Here is a 22065-nt window from a genome sequence, read left to right on the forward strand (position 1 = left end):
CGCCCTATGCAGGCTCGCTCCGAGTTGTCTTCAGTTCTCGCGGGATCGCCATGCTGCCCAGTTCGGTCAAGACCACGCTCGCGGCCCTTGCGAAGGCTTCCGACCCCAAAACGCACGCCGCGGAGCTAAAACACTTCGGCCGCGCGCTTCTGGAAAGACCGAAGGACGCAGCAAGGTTCCTGGCGCAGATGGCCGGCAGCGCGGCCGCCGCCGGTGCGGGCGAGGACCGCATGAGCCAGTTGCTCAGCACGGGCCTCGACGAGGCCCGGATGGCGCGGGAGAACGGGCAGCGGCGCGGCGCGCTCTTCATCGATGCCCTCGAGACGCAGCTCGGCGACCTGGTCGCATCGGATGCCCTGACCCTCAGGGGAAGCCTGGCGGTTTCGGGAACCTGGGTGCGCGCCGGCCTGTCCCCGCCCGCCATCCTCGCCGCGCGGCAGGATGGATTCACTGCCGCGGTAGCAGCTGGTGACGATCCAGCTGCTCTGGAAACCCTGCTCGACGGTCTGCTCGGCAGCCTGATGCGGGAGCACGGCGACAACGTCACCGTCCTGCAGACCTTGTTTGCAGAAATGCTGCCCACCGTGCCGCCTGAGGCCCGCCAGGCCCTCACCCGAATGGCTGTGGCGCGGCCCCGGGAGATTTTCGCCGAACTCGGCTGCGCCTGGCTGCTCGATGCCGATGCGGAGGTTCGCTTTGGCGCGCTGGACGGCCTTTCGGACCGCTTGGCGGCGGGGACGGTCTCCTCGGAGACGCTGGCCCGGCTCACCATCCTGCGCAGCTGGCTGGCGGATGCAGCGCTGCGTGACCGGGTGGATGGCTTAGTGCGGGAGGCCCTGCGCAAGGGCGTGGGCGGCGCCACGAAGGCGCCCGAGCGCAAGCTGCATCGGATCGTCGCCAGCCCGGTGGACGGCTCCGGCGCGCAGAGCATGGCGGCGGCGGTACAGAGCGGGGGCGCCCGCAGCGTGGCGGTGGTGCTGCTGAAGCAGGGCTTCGGTGTGAAAGATGCCTATGTGCTGCCGTGCGACGGCGCCACCGAGCAGCGCCGCATCCTCACCACCCTGACCGACGAGATCGAGGCGCAGGACGTCCCGCGCGCATACCTGGAGCAGACGCTCGGCATCGCCTTGGGCGAGGGGCTGGAGGCGGGCGTGGCGCCCGTGCCGGGGTTGGTGGACGTGGCGCAGGCTTGCGGTCTCGACACGCTGCGTCCGCTCTCCACCTCGGTCGCGGCGATGCTGGAGCTGGCAGACCCCGAGGGCTGGATTGCCGATCTGACGGTCCAGGCCCGAGGCCGGCTGATCATGGCCAGTCAGCACTGGCCGGACAGGTATTCGGTCCTCGAGAGTTGGTTCGAAGATAGCGACGAAACCGTGGCGGCGCTGGAGAGCGCCAGGTCCCCGAGCGCGCTGACCCGCGCCATGGGGCGGGTGCTGGAAGCCCGGCGCGCGCATTGGGCCGCGGTCATCGCCCGCAATGCGCTGCTGCTCAGTGCTGCCGGATCCACACACGCGGACGAGTTCCTCGCGGTCGCGGCGGCGCTGAAGGACGGGCGCGATCTCAAGAAGACACCGGTGATGGGTTTCATCTGCGAGCAATCGATCTTGGTGTGGATGGATCGACGCGATGCCCCCAGCGCCCCCTTCGATGCGCCGCCGGATATGCCGTTCGCCTCGTCCCCCATGCCACCTGCGCCTGAGACAATGCCGAATGCCACCCCCGAGGCCGCGGACAAGTTGACCAGGCTGTTGCAGCCCGCCGGGCTGACCGAGCCCTGGCTCGAGGGCTATCTGATGGGGATCTGCACCGCGCCGATCTTCGTGACACCGTCGGATTGGCTCACGCCGCTGCTTCACATCGTCGGGCCCAGCATCGAAGCTGAGAAGGATCTGACCTGCTTCGTCAATCTGCTGATGCCGCGCTACAACGGCACCGTTGAGAAGCTGAGGGCGCCATACGAGGAGCTCGTCCCGGCCGACATGCCGCTGATCCCGATCTGGGCGGACGGCTACCTGACGGCCTGGGGGGCGACGAAACTCAACTGGCCCGTCAAGGTACTGGGGCCGCAGGGCAAGACAATCCGCAAGGCGCTCGAGCAGGCGACGGAGGGTCGGATCAAGCCGTCGGTGTTTCGGGACACGCTGCCGACCTGGCTGCGAGAGCGCTTCGCCGTGCAGAAAGGGTAATGGGCTCGGACAGGAAACGGGAGGGCGCTGGTCGTACCGTGCCTGATGGCCAAGCCATCCCGGGATGGCTACCCCGTGTGCTTGGACTTGAGGTTGCCCTGCCGGTCGTATGCGGGGATTTCGATGCGGTGATGTGGCGGTTTCACATCCTTGCGGTCTCGCGCCCGAGGGTGCCGATCCAACCAGGCCGCCATGCATGCTCAAGGGCCACAACCGTTCGGCCTCAGTCACCACCGTGACTAGCGGGGGCGGGATGAAGTACGTCCGGAAAACGCGGGCATCGGGGACGCTTAATCGGCCGTCGGCGAACGGCGTGTGACTACAGCCAGAGGCGGGCGCGGGTCCTGCAGCTGACACGGGTCGCTGTGAGCGATCGCCTGGCATTCTCCCGACAGTACGCGTTCCCCGGTTTTCTCGGCCAACCGCTCTCTCCCCGTTACTCCGTACAAAAGAAACACGGATCCAGAACGAGGGAACAGATTTCCCGAACCCTTGCCGGCTCTGCAAATCTGTTCCCTTGTTTTAGTCCTGTCGTCCCTCGCAGCCGAGCGGAGCGTTCCCCTCGGTATCGACCCGCTGCAGATCCGTCCCGGTGCGCGAGGTTCGGCATTCTCCATGTCTCGATGATGCCCACCGCCTTACCGATGCGAGAGGCGCGGAGGTTCAGCGGGGTTGTCACGGCAGGGGACTGAAGCTCGGGCGGCAGGGGAAACTTTGAGCCGACATGGAAGAGCTGAACCGAACTTGCCGCGCTATCATCTGCACCGGCTCAGCGCGCATCCCATCGAACGGCACACAGTGAAGGGCAGTTCCTTCTCCTGGAACGCGAATCACCAAGTGGGTGGGAGGGCAGGGGCGGCGCCGGAAAGGAGAATTGCCCCTCATCCACGGCGGTTATTTGGAAGGTCACGGCCTATGACGTCGCGTCAGTCGAAAAAAAACCTGCCGATCCGATTGCGGAGCTTATTCTTGCCAAAAACAGGAGGGGAACAGGCGCACGCTTCGACGCGAAGCGCAAAAAACCCTTGCATTCATACCTATACAGCAGGCCGCATGCATTGTCAACATTAGTTCGGGCCTTTTTTTATCCTTTGTTTCTAGAGGACAAAGACCTCCAAGGACAGGAGGCGCGGCCAAAACCGCGGCGCCGCGGCTCTTCTCGACCAATCCTTCGGTCTGTATACAAATCCTGGCCCGCCACTGAAGAGCGCTGCCATAGAAGAGGATTATACATGAGGACAGCGACGATTTCGCAGGCGCATCAGCCTCCCGATCTCAAGCACAAGGCGGCCACGCTCGACGAAGAGCTATCGGCGATGCGGAGGAAGCGCAGCCGCGCGCTGCGTGTTGCCCAGGGGTGTGACCACGTGCGGCTCACCCATGACATCGAGTTCACATTCCCGACTCGAGGCATCAGGCGAGAGCGCCTGAGCGACACCATCGCCGGGCATATTCCGGACGGCCCAGAGCCTAAGGCCCCGGGGGTCGATCAGCCGGCAAACGGCATGGGCTGCTTCAAGGTCTGGCTGTCTCCTGCAGCAGCGGCGGAAGCTCACACCTTGCGGAATGGAGCGGCGCAAATGTCTATCTAGACCCGTTCCCGCTCCGGCGACCCTTCCGTCGCCTGCATTTTCCAACCTGACTGAGGGCAAAGCCTGCGCGCATACAGCGTGACGGGACGGATGACGCACGGACATGCGCATCCTCCCGATCACGAAGCACGGGTTTAACCGCAGTCATTCACTTCGAACTCGCGCAATCCCGCACGGGACGCCGACCGGCTGCACGGTCGGCGCACAGACAAGGACGACATCATGAGTAAGTACACGCCCGACGCGTTCTCTCACTACCAATCCGCCTCGGAGATCGAAAACGATCTCTCGATGCAGGTCCCTTCGGTGACTCTGCTCACCTCCGAAGGTCCGCCATTGACCAAGACTACCTGTATCAGAGGTGACCACCTCTGCAAGACCTCATTGCCAACATTGAGCCACGGGATCGCAGAAATTCGATCCGTAGCCACCGCGAAGGCCCTGAAATGCCTGCTCGAAAGCCTCACTCGCAACCAGGCCATCTCGATCGGTGTGCTCAAAAAAGGCACTTCCGCTCGGATCGGGAGGAAAGGCCGCCTGAAGGGCCGCGAGATTTCCCGGACAAAAGACCATTTCCGCTTCCCGGTGGGCTCCGCCTGGCTACTATGGGACTACGATGCGAAATCGATGCCGCCGGAAGTCGCCCGGCGTGTCGAGAAGCTCGGTGGCCCACTGGAGGCCTTCTATCATATCTGCCCCGACGCCCGCTCCGCAGCGCAGGTTGTCCGGCCGTCATCTTCTGACGGCCTGTATGCGCCCGGGGTTCCGCTCGAAAGGAGTGCCGGTCGCCATGGGTACTTCCTCTTCCAGGAGGGCACCCGGATACCCGAGGCGCTCCGCGTCCTGCAGGAGCGGGCCTGGGAGGCCGGGCTGGCCTGGTTTGCCGTCAGCGCCAGCGGCGCCATTCTGGAGCGCTCGATCGTCGATATCACGGTCGGTTCGCCCGAACGCCTCATCTTCGAAGCCCCTCCCATCCTGATTGCCCCCGTCAAGCGGGCGCCCAGCCCCACTCTCGTGCAGGAAGGGGGGGCCATGGCGATCCCGACGCTGACCGAGGAAACTCGTATCCAGGCCGAAGCGCTGAAGACGGCGGCCAGACAGGCGGTCAAGCCGACTGCGAAGGCCACCAAGCAGCGCTTCGTCGAAGCGCGCACCGACGATCACGTCAGGTGCCTCGGCGTATCCAGAAGGGCGGCGGGACGCGCCGTGCAGGCCCTTCTCCAAAGCCGGGCGCTCGAGGACGACAGCCTTCTCGAGCTGGCGGATGGGCGCCGGGTTCGCGCCGGGGATCTGCTCGATGGCAAGGCAGGGCATCATCACATGTCGATGCCGGATCCTGTCGAGGGGATCGGCTACGGCCGAGACAAGGCCACGCTGTTTCTCGAGCCTCGCCCGGGGCATCCCGATGACGATCCATGCATCGTATCCCACGCGCACGGGGAGAAGGTGGTCTACCGTTTTGCACGCTTCGAGAACGCGGCCGTGGCGCCAGCCCATCCGATGCCGCCGACCGGTGACGAACGTGCGCCTGCCATTGCCGCCATGCGCGAGCGGATCGCCGAGTGGGGTCGCCTGAGCGACCAGTTCGCCCGAGCGCACTTCATCTCGCAAGTGGAGGCAGCGGAGACGATGCACTGCGGCGCACTCTGCCCAGGGCAGGATGCAACAGAGGCGGCCGCGGGCCGGGTCGAGGTGCTGCAGTGAAGGGGGGCGATATGAACATGAACGCCGCGCCGCAGATGGCCACGGGTCCGCGGGCCCAACTGCTCACGGGTGCTCAGGGCATCGGCAAGACGGCGGCCCTCGTCGGGCGGGATGGCCAGCCCGGACTGCTGCATCGCGGTCACGGACAAGGCTATGTGTCCGCCTTCTTTTCCCCGGACAATGCCAAGAGCGCCGAGGCCTACGCGGACTACGATGTCAATCGGCCGAAAGACGCGCCCAGCCCGGAGCCCTATCTCGTGCTGGGGCGCAGCGCCTGCGACCCCGAGAGCGGGGAACGGATGTGCCAAGTTCACGAGCTGGCTGAAGCGGCCGCGCGCCAGGGGGTCAATGTGCGCAAGGTGCTCTGCAGCCGCTGCCCGTTCGCCGAGAGCTGTCGATACCTGAAGCAGGAAGGTGCACTCGAAAAGGCGGGAGAGAGCGAGAAGGGCGTCGTAATCTTCGCACCGCATGAGTACGCGTATATCGCCCTGCCGGGCCATCTGCGGCCGGCGCGGGCGATCATCGACGAGCGGCCGAGGGACTTCGGCTGCCACTCCCATGTCGTGCCGGTGAGCGTCTGGAATGATTTCCGATCTCCATTCATGCGCAGCGACCGGTCACATGGCGCGATCGCGGATGCCTTCGCCGAGTACGACAGCCTGGTTGCGCCGCTGCTCGAGGCCATTCGCCACGCGGTGATGAAGCAGCCTGCCAGGGGGCTGGAGCTGATCAGAGAGGCAGTGCGGCAGCTGGCAGCGCCCGTTGATGGCGCATCTGCGCCTTTCACGATCTATGAAGGAAAAGAGCCGGCAGAGCTCATGAGACGGGCCGCCCGGCTTCTGCGCCAGTGGCGGGACAGGTCCCTCGAGCGCCAGATGGAACTGACCCTGTCCCGGGAGGGGCAGGACAGCCCGGACGCCGGCACTTTTCGGGAGCGGCTGAAGGGCCTTCTGCAAGCCCCCATGCCATCTTACGGGCGCGCGATGATCGGCATCTTCGAAGCGGTCGCCAAGGAGCTCGAACAGGATCACGGTCCTGCCCTACGGGCCGTGCATCGGCTGGAGCTGACCGGCGAGGAGAGTATCGTCGCGGAAGCCGTCAAGCCGCTCGCGCTCCCTGCCGGCATTCCGCTGCTGCATCTCGACGGCACCGGGGAGCTAGACCTGGCGCGCGCTCTGTTCGGTGCTGACATGGTGCGGTCCCATCACCCCGTCGAGCGGCTCGGCACCGCACTCTTCGTGTCGGGTCACAGCTTCAGCACCGCCTCGCTGACCGGGTCCGGCTGGGCTCAGGGTCGTCCCTCGCGCCCTGAGCGCGCCGAGGCGGTCCGCGAAGACTGGAAGCGGGTATTCTCGCAGCATCCGAAGAGCTTCATCGCCCTGCCTAAGAAAGCTGTCGAGGCCTTCGGCCTGCTCAAGGGGCATGAAGTCCGCTGGTTCGGGGCGCTGCGCGGACGCAACATGGCGGAGCAATGTGATACGGCGATCGTGATCGGTCGGCAGCAGCCCCGGGCGCGCGACATCGAGCGCATCGCACGGGCGGTGGCCGTTGCCCTGGACCGGCCGTTCAGTCCACTCCCCGAGCCGCAAGACGGATCATACGAGGATTACCCGGTCCGGCGCGTCGGGTTGCGGATGCGAGATGGAACGGGACACGCAATCAAGGTGGCTTACCATCCCGATCCGATCGCCGACATGGTGCTGCGGCAGGTCAGGGATGCGGAAACGACCCAGGCCGCAGACCGGGTTCGGGCCCACTTTCGACCGAAGCAGTTGATCCTCGCGGGGGCTTCGGTCCCGGATGTCACCTTCGACCGGGTCGTGCCATGGCACGAATTCAAGAAGGGCGGGACGAGGATCGAGCGCACGCTGGAGAGCCAAGTGCTGCCTCTGGCACCGGTCGAACTCGTTCGCGCCTTCCCCGACATCTGGCCGAACCGCAGAGCGGTGGAGCGGGATGAAGCAATGAGAGCTGTGCAAGAGGCGGTCGAGGTCGGACGTGGCATACAGGAGCACCTGCCTTCGGGGGATAGCCTGCCGCTCCAACTGGTTTCCTACACGCGTCCTCCGAGCGGCACCGGACGTGGGCAGCGGGCTCGGACATTCAAGGCGTTGGTCCTGGCTACCCCAGACGAAACGCCCGCACTCATCAAGAAATGCCTGGGTTCCGTGATCAGGATCGAGGTCCAGCCGCTTCCATCGTCGTCCTGAGGTTGAAGCTGACCACTCGCCATGCTGTCCGGCAACAGCATGGCGAATGGGTTCTTCCGAGATGCGGTTCGATCAATCGCCGATACGGGCGTGCCCGCGCCGGGACAGCTACCCATGTCCCGGCGCAGATTTTCGAGTCTGCCGCGCGCCCACTTCGGCGATGGGACGATGCCGCGCGCGTCCGCTGCCGGAAGATCACTCGAGTGGCATCTCCTCGTACGCATCCGGGGGAGGGCCTGCGATTGATCTTCGGCTGTCTGGCCGCTCCTGACGGCCGCAGCTCAAGGCCGCAAGATAGACAGCAGCATCTCGAGATCGTCGCGGGTCGGCTCCTGGTCGGCATCGATCAAGCGCTCCAGTTGGATCGCAGCGGCACCAGCTTGCCACATCCCGCCACCTTCGACGATCTCCAGAACTTCCCCTCCGACATCCTCGAGCGGCAGCTCTTCCATGAGCTCCGGCTCGGCCTGCGCCATGGCCCTGCGCGTCTGCTCGACGGCATGGTCTTCATTTCGAGCCCACCCGATCCAGCCATAGAGGCCTGCTTCCCGGCAGTCAGTTTCCCACTCGATCAACACGGAATAATATTTCAGTCGCTCTTGCACATCGGCCCCGCAAATACATGACGCAATTCATGATAGCGAAGCCGGATTTCGCCTGGATTAAGAGGGGCCAGGTTCTGGGCATTGGAAAGGCTTTGCGGCGTGCATCCCCTGGGTGCGACAGGGCAGGGTGAAAGTGCCCCGCCATGGCTTTCTTGGGGAGAGCGGAGGGGGTCCTTTCCGTGGATGAAAACCGTGTCCAGGGCGCGCGCCGTTCAGGACATCGGTGCATGTGGAACCACGCGGGGCAGCCGGGCCAGCCCGATGGAGCTTGACCCTGTTGATCCGGTCGCCTGGGGGGCAGGGGGACGAACCGGGGTGCAAAGGTGCCGGCACTTCCGAGGGACCCTGCATTGTCAACATTATGGTTTTCTTGGAAAAAAACGCCGCGTGGGGCCAGATAACTCTTGTCGAGCGGTTTGGCATTCGCTAGAAAGAGGACAACGGAAACGAGCGGCTCGAATGAGAGCGGCGCATCGAACCGTTAGCCGCCTGGCGGCTTAGAATACACATGGGTCAAGCTGCGACAGCTCCTGATCCAGAGGACGAACTCCCTGGAGAAGTCCGACCCTTCCGCTTTGGCGGCTTAGCCCCGGAGATCGATCTCCGGGGTTGTTCCCTTCAATAAGCTGGAGTGCACTAGTTGGCCATTCGGCCAGGGCCGCCAAGTGTATAGAAGGGCGTGGTGATTTCGGGCAGCCTGTCCGCTCTCTAGCAGAGTGCGAGTACAGGGGCGCCACACTCCCGGTCCCCAAGCATCGATTGCCAGGTCTAGCGCGATGTGAGGGCTTGGATCAGCGAAAGCGTCACAAGGGCCTTTCGGATCACGCGCGCAGGATTACCCCGTATTTCCTTCGTCAAGTCGGAGAATCCGGAAAGGCTGGACATAATGTGAGATCAATATGGCGAACCGGTGTCTAATTCGGCATGAGCTCGGATTAGGAGGGATGCTCTTGGGCGTGAAGTCGCGGCCCGGCCCCAAGGCCGGTGAGGACGACGCGGGCGGACAGATGATCATTCCAGCGATCAGGGCAATGGTCAACCGCAACAATTAGTCCCGTCAGGTCATTTTCGCCTTTAATCCATCCGGACCATCTTCTACAGGACGTATCCAAAAGCAGTATTGCGCCTAGATCGCGATTCAGGCGGCGCGCAAATCTTTGAGCCGATCCCGATGTCACCGGGCTCGAATCCTTTTGCGAAGGCATGGGAAGTATATTTTATGACCAGAATCGCCGTTGTTGATGACAACCTGAATCTATTGATCTCCGTGTCGGCAGCTCTGGAGGCAGAGGGCTTTGAAGTTTCAACGTATCGTGATGGAGCTACCATTATCAAGGAGTTTCCGAGGTTCGAGCCTGAACTGGTGGTGCTGGACGTAAAAATGCCCGGCATGGATGGCCTTGAGGTTCTCGAGCAGCTGCGCCAGATAAGTCAGATCCCCGTAATACTATTGACCGGCAAAGCTACCGAGGTTGACGAAGCGCTAGGGCTGCGCTTGGGCGCGGATGATTATGTGATCAAGCCCTTCTCCCAGCGGGTCCTCACGGAGCGCATATCTTCGCAATTGCGCAGGCGCGAGGCCCGGCTGGCAGAGCGGGGCACTCCTCACGTCCAGTCCCTCGGCGAAACTGATCCCGACGAATCCGATGCGCCATGCATCGATCATTCGAAGCTGGCAATGGATCCGCGCAGTTTTTCCGTAACATGGCAGAATGAGAATGTACCGCTTACGAAATCGGAATTTGCTTTGGTGTACTTCCTCGCCAGCAACCCGGACGTTCTCATGTCCAGAGACCGGCTCTTGGATGTTCTATATGCAGAAGATGCAAACGTGACGGACCGGAGCATAGATGGTCATATCAAGAGGATCAGGGCAAAGTTCCGTCACGTGGATGAGGGGTTTTCTTCCATCGAAACGATGTATGGAATTGGTTACCGGTACACCGGGGGTGATTATCGCGGGCGGCATAACGTTTTGCAGTCTCGATGACGTTGTCTTGGTGCCCGCAGATTCAGGCCCCTCCCTCCTTCTCTGGAACGCAATACGGCATTTCTAATTCAAACTTCCTGGTTCGGCCGGGGCTGCATCATGATGCTCCAACGCTGATCGGCAATATACGCCGTTACCCTCCATGTCGAAGAGCACTCCCGGCCCCGCCGGGCGCAGAAGGCAGCCGTCGCCGCCGATGGCGATCTGCCATGAGAGGCTTCTGGGTCAGCCAGGTTGGTACGTCGGAACTAACCGGTCGAGGCTGCGGGTTATTTCTGGAGCATCGGGGCAACCAAGATGATCCCCATCCCGGTAAGGCAAAAGATTGCGCCGATGATATCCCATCGGGTCGGGATCTGACCCTCCCCGGCCCACAGCCAGGCGATGGATGCAGCAATGTATATGCCGCCATAGGCCGCATATGCGCGGCCGGCGAACTCGACTTCGACCCTCGTCAACAAGTAGGCAAACAAGATGAGGGAGATGATGCCGGGGATGAGCCAAAGGGGCGAGCGGTCAAGGCGCAACCACACCCAGAATGCGAAGCATCCCGCGATTTCAGCGAGGGCGGCCAGCACATACATGCCGAAAGAGGAGAATACGTTGATTATGAGCATACTGCGCTCCAGCTCTGCGGCGACAGTTAGTTGAGGCGATTGACCTTGTGATCGTAATGCAGTCGAGGACATCGACGAGCCAGGCTTGCGAGTCCAGCCCACTCATCTCCACCGTCTCGATCAGGGTCATGGCCAGAGCCAGTGTCTCTCAACTGCTGTCGCAACCGGCGAAGAGCCGGTAGCGGTGGCCAATGCCTATCGGGCGCACCGCACGCTCGGCCGGATCGTTGTCGATCCCGAGGCGGCCGTCCCTAGGAACAGTTCGAATGACGACCAGCAAGAGGGCCCTCGAGGCTGTTCGGCCTCGTCTCATTGCCCCGCCGGCATTTGTGGCCTACGTGTCTCCCACCGGGCCTGGCTCATCCTGCTGGCACGCGGAGGCCTGGGCGGTAACGTCTCGCCCTGAAGGTCGGGCAAGGACATGATGCGCCGAGCATAGCAGAGCGGGACGGGCCGCAGGCCCTTGAGGGGCGGTTCAGATACGACGATCCGTATAAAGATACTTCCTATATAGCGGTGCGTCGCATCAGAAGCGCATTGCCCTTCCCGTTCGTCACCCCCAAGCCCGCGCCGCATGTGGCGGGCTGAAGCCTCGCCGGAATATCGAGAGTGACGCCCACGCCTCCAACCCGGACACCTCAGGGCGGAATGCCCGGCGATATCGCAGTCTGCGAGCGCTCGCTTTGTCCAGCGCATGCAAGCACCGCCCTCAGTCGCCCGGCCGTCAATCCCCTTTGTCCCATAGGGGCGATAAATGCCGGCCGTTCGCGCTGATACGTATCGCGCCGGATCTGGCTTTGGTCTTCGCCTTTCCCCGGCATGACAATTGCTTTTACGAGATGATCGAACCGAGCCAATACCCTTGTCTCCGTACTGGTACGGCTTGACGTCGCGGAGAATGACCCAGGCAAAGCATGTTGCTCCGGTTTGGCTTTTCTTGGGCGGCCGGACCACCTAGTTGGCGGAAGTCTTCGCTTGAGGCGCGAACCCGGTTTCGCCGCGTGGCCTCAAGTGAACGCAGCAATTACGACCTAGAGCTGAAAGGGTGACGATGAGCGACTTTGATCTGGACGACATGGATCTCGACGACCTCAAGAAACTGCGCAAAGCAGTAGATCGGGCAATTCAGGACTACCAGGAACGCAAGCGGACGCAGGCGCGGAATGCTGCCGAAGCGGCTGCGCGTGAGTTGGGCTTTTCCCTTGAAGAGTTGGTTGCCAGCAAGGGCACCAAGAAAGGTCGACCGACGTCACCAGCGAAGTACCGCAATCCGGACGACCCCGCGCAGACCTGGTCCGGCCGTGGTCGACAGCCGCAATGGATGAAGGATGCGATCGAAAGCGGCGCCGACAGAGATGACTTCCTGATCGAACGCTTCGAAGGCGGCCCTGCCGCCGGCTGACGGGCAGGAGCGTCACGAAATCTTCCAGCCCTTCTTCCCTCTGTTCTGCTGGCAGATGGAAAGGACGACCGAAAATTTCATTCGGTCGTCCTGGTTCTCTCTTCGGCATGGACGCTGAGAAGAGAGGGCCTTACCCCGGCCAAGCCGTTGGGGGCAGCATCTCTTCCGGAACAATGTCACTCAGATGCCTGCCGGACGCCTGCCCGCCATCATCTGCCGGGTGCGCTCCCGCAACTCGTCGGACGAGAAGGCCGCGGCCAGCGCGGTCGGCTTGGAGGGTGGCCGTTTGGCGTTCGCTGGCATGTCGATGAGACGAGCTTCGGTTGTGCCGCTCGGAGCGGGCGATAGTCGAACTGCCGGCTCCATGCCGGTAAACTTGCATGAACGACGGTGCCATCGAAATGCCTGCGCAAGGCGCTCGGTGACGCAAGCAGGAACGCATTCCTCTCCACTGGCCGCAGCCCCTCGAGATAGGCGAGGATCTGTTCATCTTTCAGCCGTGCGGCGATTTCCTGACGCTGATGCGGCGTGGGCGCTTGGAGATACGCCTTCATCGCCGGCACCAGGCGTGTGGGATCCGGAGCGTCCGATGACGCCTCGGGAGCAGGCGCACTCATTTCGAACTCCCGCGCGCGGTGCGCGGCCTCTGCTGCTGCATCGTGGGTACCTCCACGGCTCGATCCGAAGCCCAATGCGCGACCGACCTTCTGCGCGGCAATCAATGGTAAGCCGAAGAGCTTGAGAATGAAGTTCAGGATCTGGCGCGTCAGCTCCTTCAAGGCCTCCCAGGCCGCCTGGCTCAAGGTCTCAGGCCCGGGTGCGCTGGCGTGTTTCCGGCGACGAATGGGTAATGATGTCGGCATGTGTCTCTCCTTTCGCTGTGTACACGCTGGAGAGATCCGAGAGGCGGACGCATAGCACAAACTCGGGGTGCTGCGCTGCGCGACGGGCATCAGACGGTTCTGGACCCCGTAGCCTCTCGCTCGGCTGACAGATACGCAACGATGGACTCGAGGTCTGCAATCTCGCTCAGGAGATCGGACTGCGCCTCTTCCAGCGCATCACGCTCGGCCTCGGCTGCCAGTGCGCGCGCTTTCCAGCGCGCAAGGTAATCTCCGGTGACATTGGCGACCCGGTAGCCCTCGGGATCGAGTTCCACACGGCTACGCGGAGTGGTCGCCTGCGACAGAAGAATCGCGGTATTGAGAAGGCCCAGCATGGAAATCCCCTTTTGGCTCAATAACCCAATTGGAAAGAAATTCGTCATCGAGATCAATGGGCGAATTTCCAGGAAATCTAGCTTTGGTCGAAGCCGTGGTACATGTACCGAGGGGCGAAATTCACACTTTATAAATGACCGATAATGCCTCCCCTGCTACAGCACAGATGGATCCGCAATTGTAAGAAGATCGTCCTGGAAAAGAACGCCCTCTCACTCCAGTGAATGAACGCCGTGATGGTTCGCGCTTGACGCTGCCCGGACAGACCTCTACGGTCTCTGCATGGTCGCTCGCATCCTCATATCCCGTCTTTGATTGCATCCCTCATGCCAATGGCATGGGGACGTTTTCTCATGACGGGAGATGAAAAAGATGACCGACGATCCTTCTCGGGATAATAACTCTATCGATCTGTTCGCGGATATCGGCGATATCCCAGACCTGTTTCCGGAAGAAGATGGCTTCAGCTTGGCGGGTCTTGCCTCGGTTCTGATGTCCGAATGCATTCCGGAGGCGCGGGCAGAGGCCAAACAAAAAGCCAACCGCGCAATTCGTCGCTGGTGGGAGCGCCAAGGCGAAGCCGAACGTGCCGCCGCTGCGCAAGCTTGCCAGCTGCACTATCGGCCCGAAGCGGACCCGGCCGCAGGCAGGCGGACTTGCGACGATCTGTCGGACCTGCAGGAGGAGCTCTTCGAGATCCAGCTGCAGGATGCCGCCTTGCAGCTCGAGTTGGACGAGATGTCGCGCGAGGTCGAGCGGCGCGTCCAGTCGCGCCTGGCGGAAGAACGCGCCCGCAGGAAGCCGCCGGTTGCCGCCGAGGCCATCCCGCCGGAGTTCGATATGACCGGGGTGGCGACCGCACCGAACGAGGCCAATACCGAGGGCATGGGTCGCTACCTCCTCGATCCCGGCGCGCTGAAGAACCTGCCCGAGGGCGGCAAGCAGATCGAGCGGAACGCAGCCTTGCATGCGGCCTGCACCGGGCTGCTGCCATACCGGGAAATCCGGGATCGTGATCTCTTCGCTCGGATCCGACACCAGCTTGGCGAGAAGTACCCCCACGCCACCTCGGTGATCGACGAGTTATTGCGACCGCTGGAGCGCAATTTCGACATGGGAGAGGCGCGCTTGAAGCTGCGGCCCACGATCCTTGTCGGGGCGCCGGGCACCGGCAAGACCGCGCTCCTGCGCGACCTGGCGGCCGCTCTCGATCTCCCGCTCAAGGCGCAATCGGTCGCAGGTCAAACGGACAGCAATCTGTTCGGGGTTTCGGCGGGCTGGTCGTCCTCGCTGCCATCGCTCATGACAATGGTGATCGCATCGACGCAGGTTCTCAACCCGCTGATCGTGATGGACGAGCTCGACAAGGCCCAGACCTCGCACAACGGCTCGATCCAGGAGAGCCTCCTCCCTCTGCTCGAGCCGCTCGAGGCCGGGCACTATCACGAGCGCTACCTCGCCTCGGCTGTCGATGCCTCGCACATCAACTGGATCTTCACCGCGAACACGCTGGAGCGCATCACGGTGCCGCTGCTGTCGCGCTGTGACGTGTTCGAGATGCCCCATCCAAACGTCGCTCACGTGGCTCCGTTGGCGCGGTCGATCTTGCGCGCCTACGCGGACGGTCTTGGCCTGCGGCCGGACTTCTTCCACCTTACCCGGGGGGATCTGGAGTTCTTGGAGGAGACCTTCCCTCGGCACCGCAGCATTCGCGTGCTCGCGGAGCTCGTGCGGCAGCTCATCACCGACAATGGGCGGGGGATGGCGCATGCGTAAGCCGACATACGAGGCTGACCTCGCGCCGCTGGAGACGCGCTACAAGACACTGTTCACCACCTGCCTCGAGGACGGCACGCCATGGTCGCCCTTCTGGGGGTTCGAGATCGGCGCCGGATGGGCCGCACTTGTCAGCGATATGCTGGCCGAGATCGAGGCACAAAACATCGACGTCACGATCTGCAACATCCGCGAAAAGTGGGGGTGCCTGGATGTGCTCTACTGGACCCAGGATGCCGACATCGAGCCGATCATCGATCGGGCCGAAAAGCGCGCGGCGCAGACCTGCAAGCTCTGCGGCAACTCCCCGCGATTTGACCACCCGATCGATTGGGAATTGTGTCTCTGCAAGCCGTGTTGGGACAACTGGCCCACAAAGTCGAAGCTCCCGCTGCCAGGTGCCGGGTGAAAATGGGGAGGGGGAAGGTCGAAGACGTCCTGCCCCCGCCCCCCGACAGATGCCCTCCGCTTTGGGATTTCTCTAATCATTCCTGCCTAGGATCGATGGGGTGAACCAAGGAGGACACCATGTGAAGACCCTGCACCTGCAAGAGTTCGAGCGGCATCTCAAGAAAGCTCATTTGAAATCGCAGTACGTCTATATGCCGAATGGAAATCGCGTCCCCCCAGATTTCGCATGGGGCTGGATCACGAACGAACTCATCACGAGGGGTGCTTCCTTTCAGGCCATCGCAACTTTCTGTCACCCAAGGGGGCTTCCTGCTCTCGCCAATATCCGGCCTTTCTCTTCGAGAAAGGCTTGCCTGGATCATGTAGGATTTCACCTGCTCGATGAAACAGGGGCGGATGCAGATATGGACGAGGTCTGCGCGCGCGTCATCACTCTGAGGCCGGAACTAAGGATATTCGATGCTGCATTTGTGGAAGCCGAGACCGAGAAATGGGTCAGGATCGATCGAAGGGATCACCGAACATATTGCCTGCAGGCAGTGGGACGTCCCGATCTCGTGTTCGATGGCAGTATCCTGGAGTGGGATTATATCCTCGATGAGGAGGAAGAGAATCCGGTCTGGACGGAGCGGACGAAATACAGAACGGCCCGTGGAGGGTTCGTCGCCTTGAGGGAGCAAACAACGTTCCAAGGCCAAAAACGTCTTCTTTCCAATCACGAGTTTCAGACATTCCTCACGGAGGAAGAGGCAGACGAATTCCTCTATAGAGAGGAACGGCCAGATGGCTCACCAGAGGAACGGAGCCGCGCTCGAGCTCCTGACGCCGGCATGTCGCTTTTTTGAATGCGGATTGGACGCGTGAGTGCGTATCAGCAATGTCGGGCGCCAAAGACACGCAATGATTCTGATGGGTTGCGTTTTAAGATGCGATTAGACATCGCTCCACATCGGACCGGTCCGCGCTAATGAAAGACCCTCCCTGAACCTTTTTGAAAGGTCGCTCGAATACGTTCTTCGAGGGCCAGTAAAGTTCAGGGGCGGGATGGATGCTGTCATCTTCCGATATCAATATCGTGGAGCAAAGTTTCCTGGGTGATCTGCGAAGGTACATAGCTGGCGAGGCATGGCTATGCACTGCATGTCACTGGATCATTGATGAGCGACTGCGTGCGCATGCTTTGCTGCTCTGCTGTCAGGGTCTTGAGCAGCGCGGATACGGGCGTTCGGGGCAGGGGACCCAGGGTACATCACGCAGGGAGCTGCAGGCCTTGGGGCGGGATCTGTTCGCCGAAGCCAGGCCATTGATATGGTTTGATCGCTCGGTCTTCCTGACGAAGTACGCAGCTTGTGAACGTGCGCTCCGTCACGCCATCGAACAAGAGCCGACGATCCAGCGGAATAAGCTGGATATCGACAGCGCATCCTGGATCGGGTTCAAGGGGCCCGCGGCTGATGGCGGTCTTGGTGAAGGCGGGCGAACAGTCTGAGATGTACGCCCGCGAGGCAGGGGGGGGCGCCAGCAGCCGACAAGCACGAGCCGATGCGCTTGATTGCAGAACATACTCGGACTGCACTCGGTATTCGCAGGCGGACAACGCGATCTTTGCCGGACTGCCTCCACAGACTGCCACTCCAAAGACATACCTATAGATCCCCGCCACCCCTCAGAATTGTCAACATATTAGGCTCATGCTCATCGGAGCGCGCCGACCCGGCGTAGGCAATATCTTGCTTGCCGGGTTATTGGAATTGCGCCGTGACTGCCTAGTAGATAAAAAAGGCATGCAGCAAAGACACGGGCCGGTCACCCCGCTATGGGACGACCGACCCGCAATAAAAATAATATTCGCGAGGGAGGAGCTGCGCCCCTCCGGAATGAGCATGAGGAAAGCAGGATGTACTACATCATCGAGAGTAAATATGTTGGGCCAAATCCGGAAGAGATGGTGGATGAGGACCAAATCTTCATCACGACGGCGCCGGCACTGATGAACAGCAATCATGAGCCGTGCATTTCGGGGTGGTGTGGGACAACAAATGACAAGTCCATCACTGGCCACGGTGAATACCGTACGTGGGAAGAGGCTGAAAAGGCCATGTCGGATATCTTCGGCGATGTCCGCCAGTCAGATATTGATTGGGGGCCTCGGCTTTCCATGAATCCTGCAAAAGATCCCGCAGGCCTTACCGTTGCCGTGTATCGTCCAGGCGCCTATCAACCGCTGTCGCGGTCAGCAACAGAGGATTGGGTATCGGCTGCGCTTGCCCCGATCCAGGCTGACACCACGGACGAGCAGCTCGAGGAAATCGAAGAAGAACTGGAAGCAGAGGCGAACGAACAGGGCATGACCCTATATAGGGAGAGCCTCGGGTCGCTTCTGGAAAGAAAACGCGACGAGCTACGAGAAGAGCTCGAGGAAACCGAATAGCGCCGCCTGCTTCCGGTCGGCAATGCTGCCAATCTATCGGAGTTCGATGCCCGGCTAATGGTTGTCCCTGGCATCGAAAACCAATCGATGATGCAATCAGTCTATAGGTGAGCAGCCGGCATCCGATAGCGACTGGACCGCCAAACTGGCTGAGGAGTCATTGATAGCTACTCAGAATCTCGTGGTCGTACATCGCGGCGGGGTCATGGTCGGCGATGCCGGCGCGGACTTGCTCGATTATCGCGAGGGCAACGCTTTGGTCCAATCCGAGCTTCGTCGCGGCATCGCATGCCCGTGCAATATTGGCGGGAGAAATGTCTCTATGGCTGACCCTCGAGGATGAGGTGGCCTTATGGCGCTCCTGCCGAAGTTCCGAAACTCCGGCGGGGGCGAGCTTCGCTGTCGCGCCACTCCAAAGGAAAGAAGGGCCACGTAACTTTGCGTCGGCATGATCGATGAAGATGTCGAACACGATCCGGCGGAACAACTCGCGCCACGCATCTGCTTGGTCATACATGGGTTCTTGGCGGGACAGGGCGCCTGCCAGATACGGCCATCCGACATTGCATTCCTGCTGACCGGAGAGACCAGTGAGGGTCCGCCCGGATATGACTCCCTGCCTGCTTGCCTTGTCGCTCGTGCGGTCGAAGCGGTCTACGAGCAAGACCTGCCGGTCACCGACCTTCCGCATCTCAGCCTGCGGCACATCGATGTGACATGACCTGGCCAGCTGAAGCATGCTGAGCTCGTCCAGCAGCACGTCATCTTGGTCATGCACACTCGCAAACCGCGCAATGCAACAGCGGCCGTCTATATCGATAATCGCCTTGGGCCGCGAACCGCCGATCGTCACGGCATGGGTCAGCGGCGCTGCCAGCTCAGGGGGAAGTGGCAGACCCAGCTCCACTCGGGCGACCGCCTCGGCCAAAGCCTCAAGTTCAGTCACGGGGGCCAACCGTGCTTCGAAGCTGGTTGCTGATGCCTGGTAGGAAAGTGCGCCGATGCCATCGGTGCCGGCAAGTAACCCGTATCCGATATCTCCTATATCGATCTCGATTTCCGCTCCGCGTCGGTCGAGCTGTAGAGCCCGCAATACCCGACGCCCCCAAGCGCCCGGAGTGGCATCTCGTAGCGTACCGGTGAGCTCTGCGCCGGGAAGTGCACGCATGCCGGACGACAGGGGCAGATCCGGACCGAGCGCAATGGCATTCGGTCGATCGAGGTAGTCCGACATGTAGCCGAAATCATGCCGACCGTCCGTACCACGATGCAGCCGTCCAGCCGGTACGGGCTGGACCTCGCCCGGCAACCAGGTCCAGATGAAGGCCGATGAGGCTTCGGCTAAAGCGTGGCTGCGCGCAGTGGTCACCATCGAACTTTCACAGACAGGCGCAGTCCGCGCGTCGTTTCGACTATACCCCGGTTCTGGCCGGACGGCGACACCCAGGACCAAGGCGATATAGGGGAACCTGTTGCCGCGGGACTGCGGCTGCTGGAGGCCGAGGAGCGTCAAAGTGCTGCGCTGCAGGCTCAACTCAGCGCTGGCCTCGATGAGGCCTTGGCTGGCAGGCGTGCTCCCGGATCGGGGGAGCAGGCTGTTCGCCGCGCTTTTGCGAAGGCCCGCCAGCGGCACGCCGAAGGATGAAAACCTAGCGGCTGACGCCGCGCGCCGAACAGAGCTTGGTCGACATAGCGCTTTGGACGCTGGAGACGTTCGGGCCGCGTCAAGCTGATATCTACGAGACCGAACTGCTCGACAGATGCGCCGCCTTGGCCACCGGGCGGGCTGCCAGCCGCGATTGCTCGAACCTTCTCAATCGCGAAGACGACATCGGGTTGCGCTATGCCCGGGCGGGCGAGCATTTCCTGATGTTCATCGACATGTCCGATGAACTCGTCATCATCGACATCCTGCATGAGCGCTGTGACCTGCCAGCGCGCATCGCGGCGAACCAAGCGCGGCAGTGAGTGGCAGTCGAGGCATATCAACACCAGGCTAAGTTGAATGTCGTTCGATTTGCTGCGCTGCTTATAAGCGGCCGCTTCGCGCAGGGAGCAGACCTTAGTATAGCTGGAAGCCACAGCTCCACGCACTTGCGTTAACAGCAGATAGTGCAGCTGAAACCCTCCTTGAGAAGTTGCTCCACATCCATGATTGAGTAATAGTGAGCGCAACCAAAAGTTAAGGACGCAAATTGTCAACTCAACCGAAAACAACCGACGAAGAAGATGTTGAGTTTCAACAGCGCTTCATTGAGCAGGCAGAATATTTAGATCCAGAGAACTTTCTGGAGCTGAACGCCGAGCATCCGGATCAAGAGGTAATATTAGGAAAGCTTAAAGCTGGCGGGGCGAAGCTACTAGTAGGGCCGCGCGGATGCGGTAAAACCACCTTGATGCTCCGCGCCTACCGGGAGCTTCTCAGCTCGGAAAGTAGCTCGCTACCTATTTACGTGAACTTCAAGTTGTCCCTGAAACTCGAGCCAATGTACATCAACTCGCCGAACGCGAGTTTTTGGTTTCGCACATGGCTGGGGCTGCGAGTGGTTGAGGGAATGTGGAATGCTATTCTGGAGAGCGAGTCCTTAAGGCCCACAGACGGCCTTCCCGCAAAAGGTCAAATTGCGGACGCCATCTCATCTATTGAAGGCGGAGGCGACCTCCCACAAGCCATGCTGGAAAAGTACTCTCTTTCCAGTGTCGTTCAGTATATTGAAGAATATTTATCCGAGACAAGTTTGAAGCGGTGTGTGCTTCTTCTCGACGATGCAGCTCATGCCTTCTCACCAAAGCAGCAAGAAGACTTCTTCGATTTCTTCAGAGAGATTAAGAGCCGTAGGATTGCGCCGAAGGCCGCGATCTATCCCGGCATCACTACCAGTTCAGCGACCTTTCATGTGGGGCATGACGCCGAGAAAATTAATGTTTGGGTGAAGCCCTCTGGCGATGTGTACGAGAAGTTTATGCTGGAGCTGGGTGAGAAAAGGTTTGGGGGGCAATTCCCGAACGTCATCAGGGAATCTCCAGGCGTCGCGGAATTTCTGGCATACTCATCTTTTGGAATACCTAGGTCCTACCTTAACATGTTGCGGGCGATCGTAGAAGAAAAGGATAGATATACATCTCGAGACGGTACCTTGGATCGAAGAAAGGTTTTCGAACTATCCCGAGCTTCTCGAGAGATGAGTCATAACGTCTATGATTCTCTATCCATGAAGCTCCCTTCATACGCGAACTACATTCAAAGTGGTGCTAATATCTACCAAAAGATAGTCGCTGAGATAAAGGAGTTTAACAGAGGAAAGGACAACAAAAGTCACGCAGTGGAAATCGGCCTCAAGAAACCATTGAGTTCTGAGATTGAGAGAATCGTTGGATTCTTGCAGTATTCCGGGTTGCTGATGCCGTCAGGAGAAAATTCTCGGGGCGTCAAAGGGACTTTCGAAATTTATTCCGTGCATTTTGGAGATTTGATTACCCAGAATGCAGTTGTCGGCGCACGAACGAAAACGATCCCCCCGTTCTTAGAGGCGTTTAGATCTAAGCCACATCAGGCATGGCCCAGGCTGAGTTCTGCGACCCTTATGCAGCTAGGAACTTTGGGTGAGCACGCCTTTGACCTGACTCTTCCCCACTGCCAAAACTGTGGCGCAGAACGGATCAGTGAACACGCTAGATTTTGCCACAACTGCGGCGCTCAACTTAAATCGTCGTCGCTCTTTGAGGAGCTCGTTAGTCAAGACATTTCTGCATTACCCATCTCTGCCACCCTCGTAAAGAGAATTAAAGAGGGCTCGAAAATAAAGAAAGTTCGGGATATTCTTACTGACGCTGACAAGACTAACTTGCGCAGTGTTAAGATGATCGGCCCAATTCGCGCTCAGAGAATAGCACACTGGGCGGAAGAACATGTGGCTTGAT

The 22065-nt window shown here is 60.9% G+C and carries 18 protein-coding genes and 1 pseudogene; 13 read left to right on the forward strand and 6 right to left on the reverse strand.

What is annotated here, in order from left to right; translation table 11 throughout:
* Window positions 1-50: 50 nt before the first annotated feature.
* From ACRAQ3_RS20805 to ACRAQ3_RS20820, 4 genes are all read left to right on the forward strand, one after another.
* Complete coding sequence (locus ACRAQ3_RS20805; RefSeq protein WP_322338259.1) at window positions 51-2186, forward strand: UPF0149 family protein; 2136 nt, start codon at window positions 51-53, stop codon at window positions 2184-2186.
* Window positions 2187-3418: 1232 nt separating this feature from the next.
* Window positions 3419-3778, forward strand: coding sequence for a hypothetical protein (locus ACRAQ3_RS20810; RefSeq protein ID WP_322338258.1), 360 nt, complete (start codon window positions 3419-3421; stop codon window positions 3776-3778).
* Window positions 3779-4000: 222 nt separating this feature from the next.
* Window positions 4001-5482: a hypothetical protein gene (locus ACRAQ3_RS20815; RefSeq protein ID WP_432257157.1), complete on the forward strand. Its 1482-nt coding sequence runs from the start codon at window positions 4001-4003 to the stop codon at window positions 5480-5482.
* Window positions 5483-5493: 11 nt separating this feature from the next.
* On the forward strand, window positions 5494-7692 hold the full coding sequence (locus tag ACRAQ3_RS20820) for a hypothetical protein (protein WP_432257158.1): 2199 nt from the start codon (window positions 5494-5496) through the stop codon (window positions 7690-7692).
* A gap of 281 nt (window positions 7693-7973) precedes the next feature.
* On the opposite strand, the gene ACRAQ3_RS20825 is transcribed toward ACRAQ3_RS20820, so the two are convergent.
* Complete coding sequence (locus ACRAQ3_RS20825; RefSeq protein ID WP_432257159.1) at window positions 7974-8168, reverse strand: hypothetical protein; 195 nt, start codon at window positions 8166-8168, stop codon at window positions 7974-7976.
* A 1348-nt stretch (window positions 8169-9516) separates the two neighbouring features.
* Between ACRAQ3_RS20825 and ACRAQ3_RS20830 the strand changes: the two genes are divergently transcribed.
* The gene (locus ACRAQ3_RS20830; RefSeq protein WP_432257160.1) at window positions 9517-10287 is read left to right on the forward strand and encodes a response regulator transcription factor; all 771 of its coding nucleotides are present in this window, start codon (window positions 9517-9519) and stop codon (window positions 10285-10287) included.
* Window positions 10288-10556: 269 nt separating this feature from the next.
* On the opposite strand, the gene ACRAQ3_RS20835 is transcribed toward ACRAQ3_RS20830, so the two are convergent.
* Both ACRAQ3_RS20835 and ACRAQ3_RS20840 read right to left on the reverse strand, forming a co-directional pair.
* Window positions 10557-10904, reverse strand: coding sequence for a YnfA family protein (locus tag ACRAQ3_RS20835; protein ID WP_432257161.1), 348 nt, complete (start codon window positions 10902-10904; stop codon window positions 10557-10559).
* Between the two features lie 26 nt (window positions 10905-10930).
* A pseudogene (locus tag ACRAQ3_RS20840) lies at window positions 10931-11154 on the reverse strand (transposase domain-containing protein); the annotation flags it as partial.
* 801 nt (window positions 11155-11955) lie between these two features.
* Here ACRAQ3_RS20840 and ACRAQ3_RS20845 point away from each other — a divergent pair.
* Entirely contained in the window at window positions 11956-12306 is a 351-nt protein-coding gene (locus ACRAQ3_RS20845; protein ID WP_432257162.1) for an H-NS family nucleoid-associated regulatory protein, read from the forward strand.
* Between the two features lie 209 nt (window positions 12307-12515).
* On the opposite strand, the gene ACRAQ3_RS20850 is transcribed toward ACRAQ3_RS20845, so the two are convergent.
* Window positions 12516-13169: a hypothetical protein gene (locus tag ACRAQ3_RS20850; RefSeq protein ID WP_432257163.1), complete on the reverse strand. Its 654-nt coding sequence runs from the start codon at window positions 13167-13169 to the stop codon at window positions 12516-12518.
* Window positions 13170-13258: 89 nt separating this feature from the next.
* A complete protein-coding gene (locus tag ACRAQ3_RS20855; RefSeq protein WP_432257164.1) occupies window positions 13259-13573 on the reverse strand; it encodes a hypothetical protein in 315 nt (104 codons plus the stop codon).
* A 316-nt stretch (window positions 13574-13889) separates the two neighbouring features.
* On the opposite strand from ACRAQ3_RS20855, the gene ACRAQ3_RS20860 reads away from it, so the two are divergent.
* The 5 genes from ACRAQ3_RS20860 to ACRAQ3_RS20880 all read left to right on the forward strand — a co-directional run bounded on the left by ACRAQ3_RS20860 (window position 13890) and on the right by ACRAQ3_RS20880 (window position 18144).
* Window positions 13890-15302 carry an AAA family ATPase gene (locus ACRAQ3_RS20860; RefSeq protein ID WP_432257165.1) on the forward strand — a complete coding sequence of 471 codons (1413 nt, stop codon included), beginning with the start codon at window positions 13890-13892 and terminating at the stop codon, window positions 15300-15302.
* A complete protein-coding gene (locus tag ACRAQ3_RS20865; protein ID WP_432257166.1) occupies window positions 15295-15711 on the forward strand; it encodes a hypothetical protein in 417 nt (138 codons plus the stop codon). Before ACRAQ3_RS20860 ends, ACRAQ3_RS20865 begins: the two co-directional genes overlap by 8 nt.
* Window positions 15712-15832: 121 nt before the next feature.
* Window positions 15833-16558 (forward strand): hypothetical protein, encoded by a 726-nt coding sequence (locus tag ACRAQ3_RS20870; protein WP_432257167.1) that lies wholly within the window; start codon window positions 15833-15835, stop codon window positions 16556-16558.
* Window positions 16559-16761: 203 nt separating this feature from the next.
* Window positions 16762-17202, forward strand: coding sequence for a hypothetical protein (locus ACRAQ3_RS20875; RefSeq protein ID WP_322338245.1), 441 nt, complete (start codon window positions 16762-16764; stop codon window positions 17200-17202).
* 408 nt (window positions 17203-17610) lie between these two features.
* The gene (locus ACRAQ3_RS20880) at window positions 17611-18144 is read left to right on the forward strand and encodes a hypothetical protein (RefSeq protein ID WP_322338244.1); all 534 of its coding nucleotides are present in this window, start codon (window positions 17611-17613) and stop codon (window positions 18142-18144) included.
* A gap of 157 nt (window positions 18145-18301) precedes the next feature.
* Here the strand turns inward: ACRAQ3_RS20880 and ACRAQ3_RS20885 are convergent, their stop codons facing one another.
* Window positions 18302-19516 carry a type II toxin-antitoxin system HipA family toxin gene (locus ACRAQ3_RS20885; protein WP_432257168.1) on the reverse strand — a complete coding sequence of 405 codons (1215 nt, stop codon included), beginning with the start codon at window positions 19514-19516 and terminating at the stop codon, window positions 18302-18304.
* A gap of 284 nt (window positions 19517-19800) precedes the next feature.
* Between ACRAQ3_RS20885 and ACRAQ3_RS20890 the strand changes: the two genes are divergently transcribed.
* On the forward strand, window positions 19801-20112 hold the full coding sequence (locus ACRAQ3_RS20890) for a type II toxin-antitoxin system RelE/ParE family toxin (protein ID WP_432257182.1): 312 nt from the start codon (window positions 19801-19803) through the stop codon (window positions 20110-20112).
* Between the two features lie 227 nt (window positions 20113-20339).
* A complete protein-coding gene (locus tag ACRAQ3_RS20895; RefSeq protein ID WP_432257169.1) occupies window positions 20340-22064 on the forward strand; it encodes a hypothetical protein in 1725 nt (574 codons plus the stop codon).
* Window position 22065: the final 1 nt, after the last annotated feature.

Source organism: Limimaricola sp. AA108-03 (assembly GCF_050847355.1).
GTDB lineage: Bacteria > Pseudomonadota > Alphaproteobacteria > Rhodobacterales > Rhodobacteraceae > Limimaricola.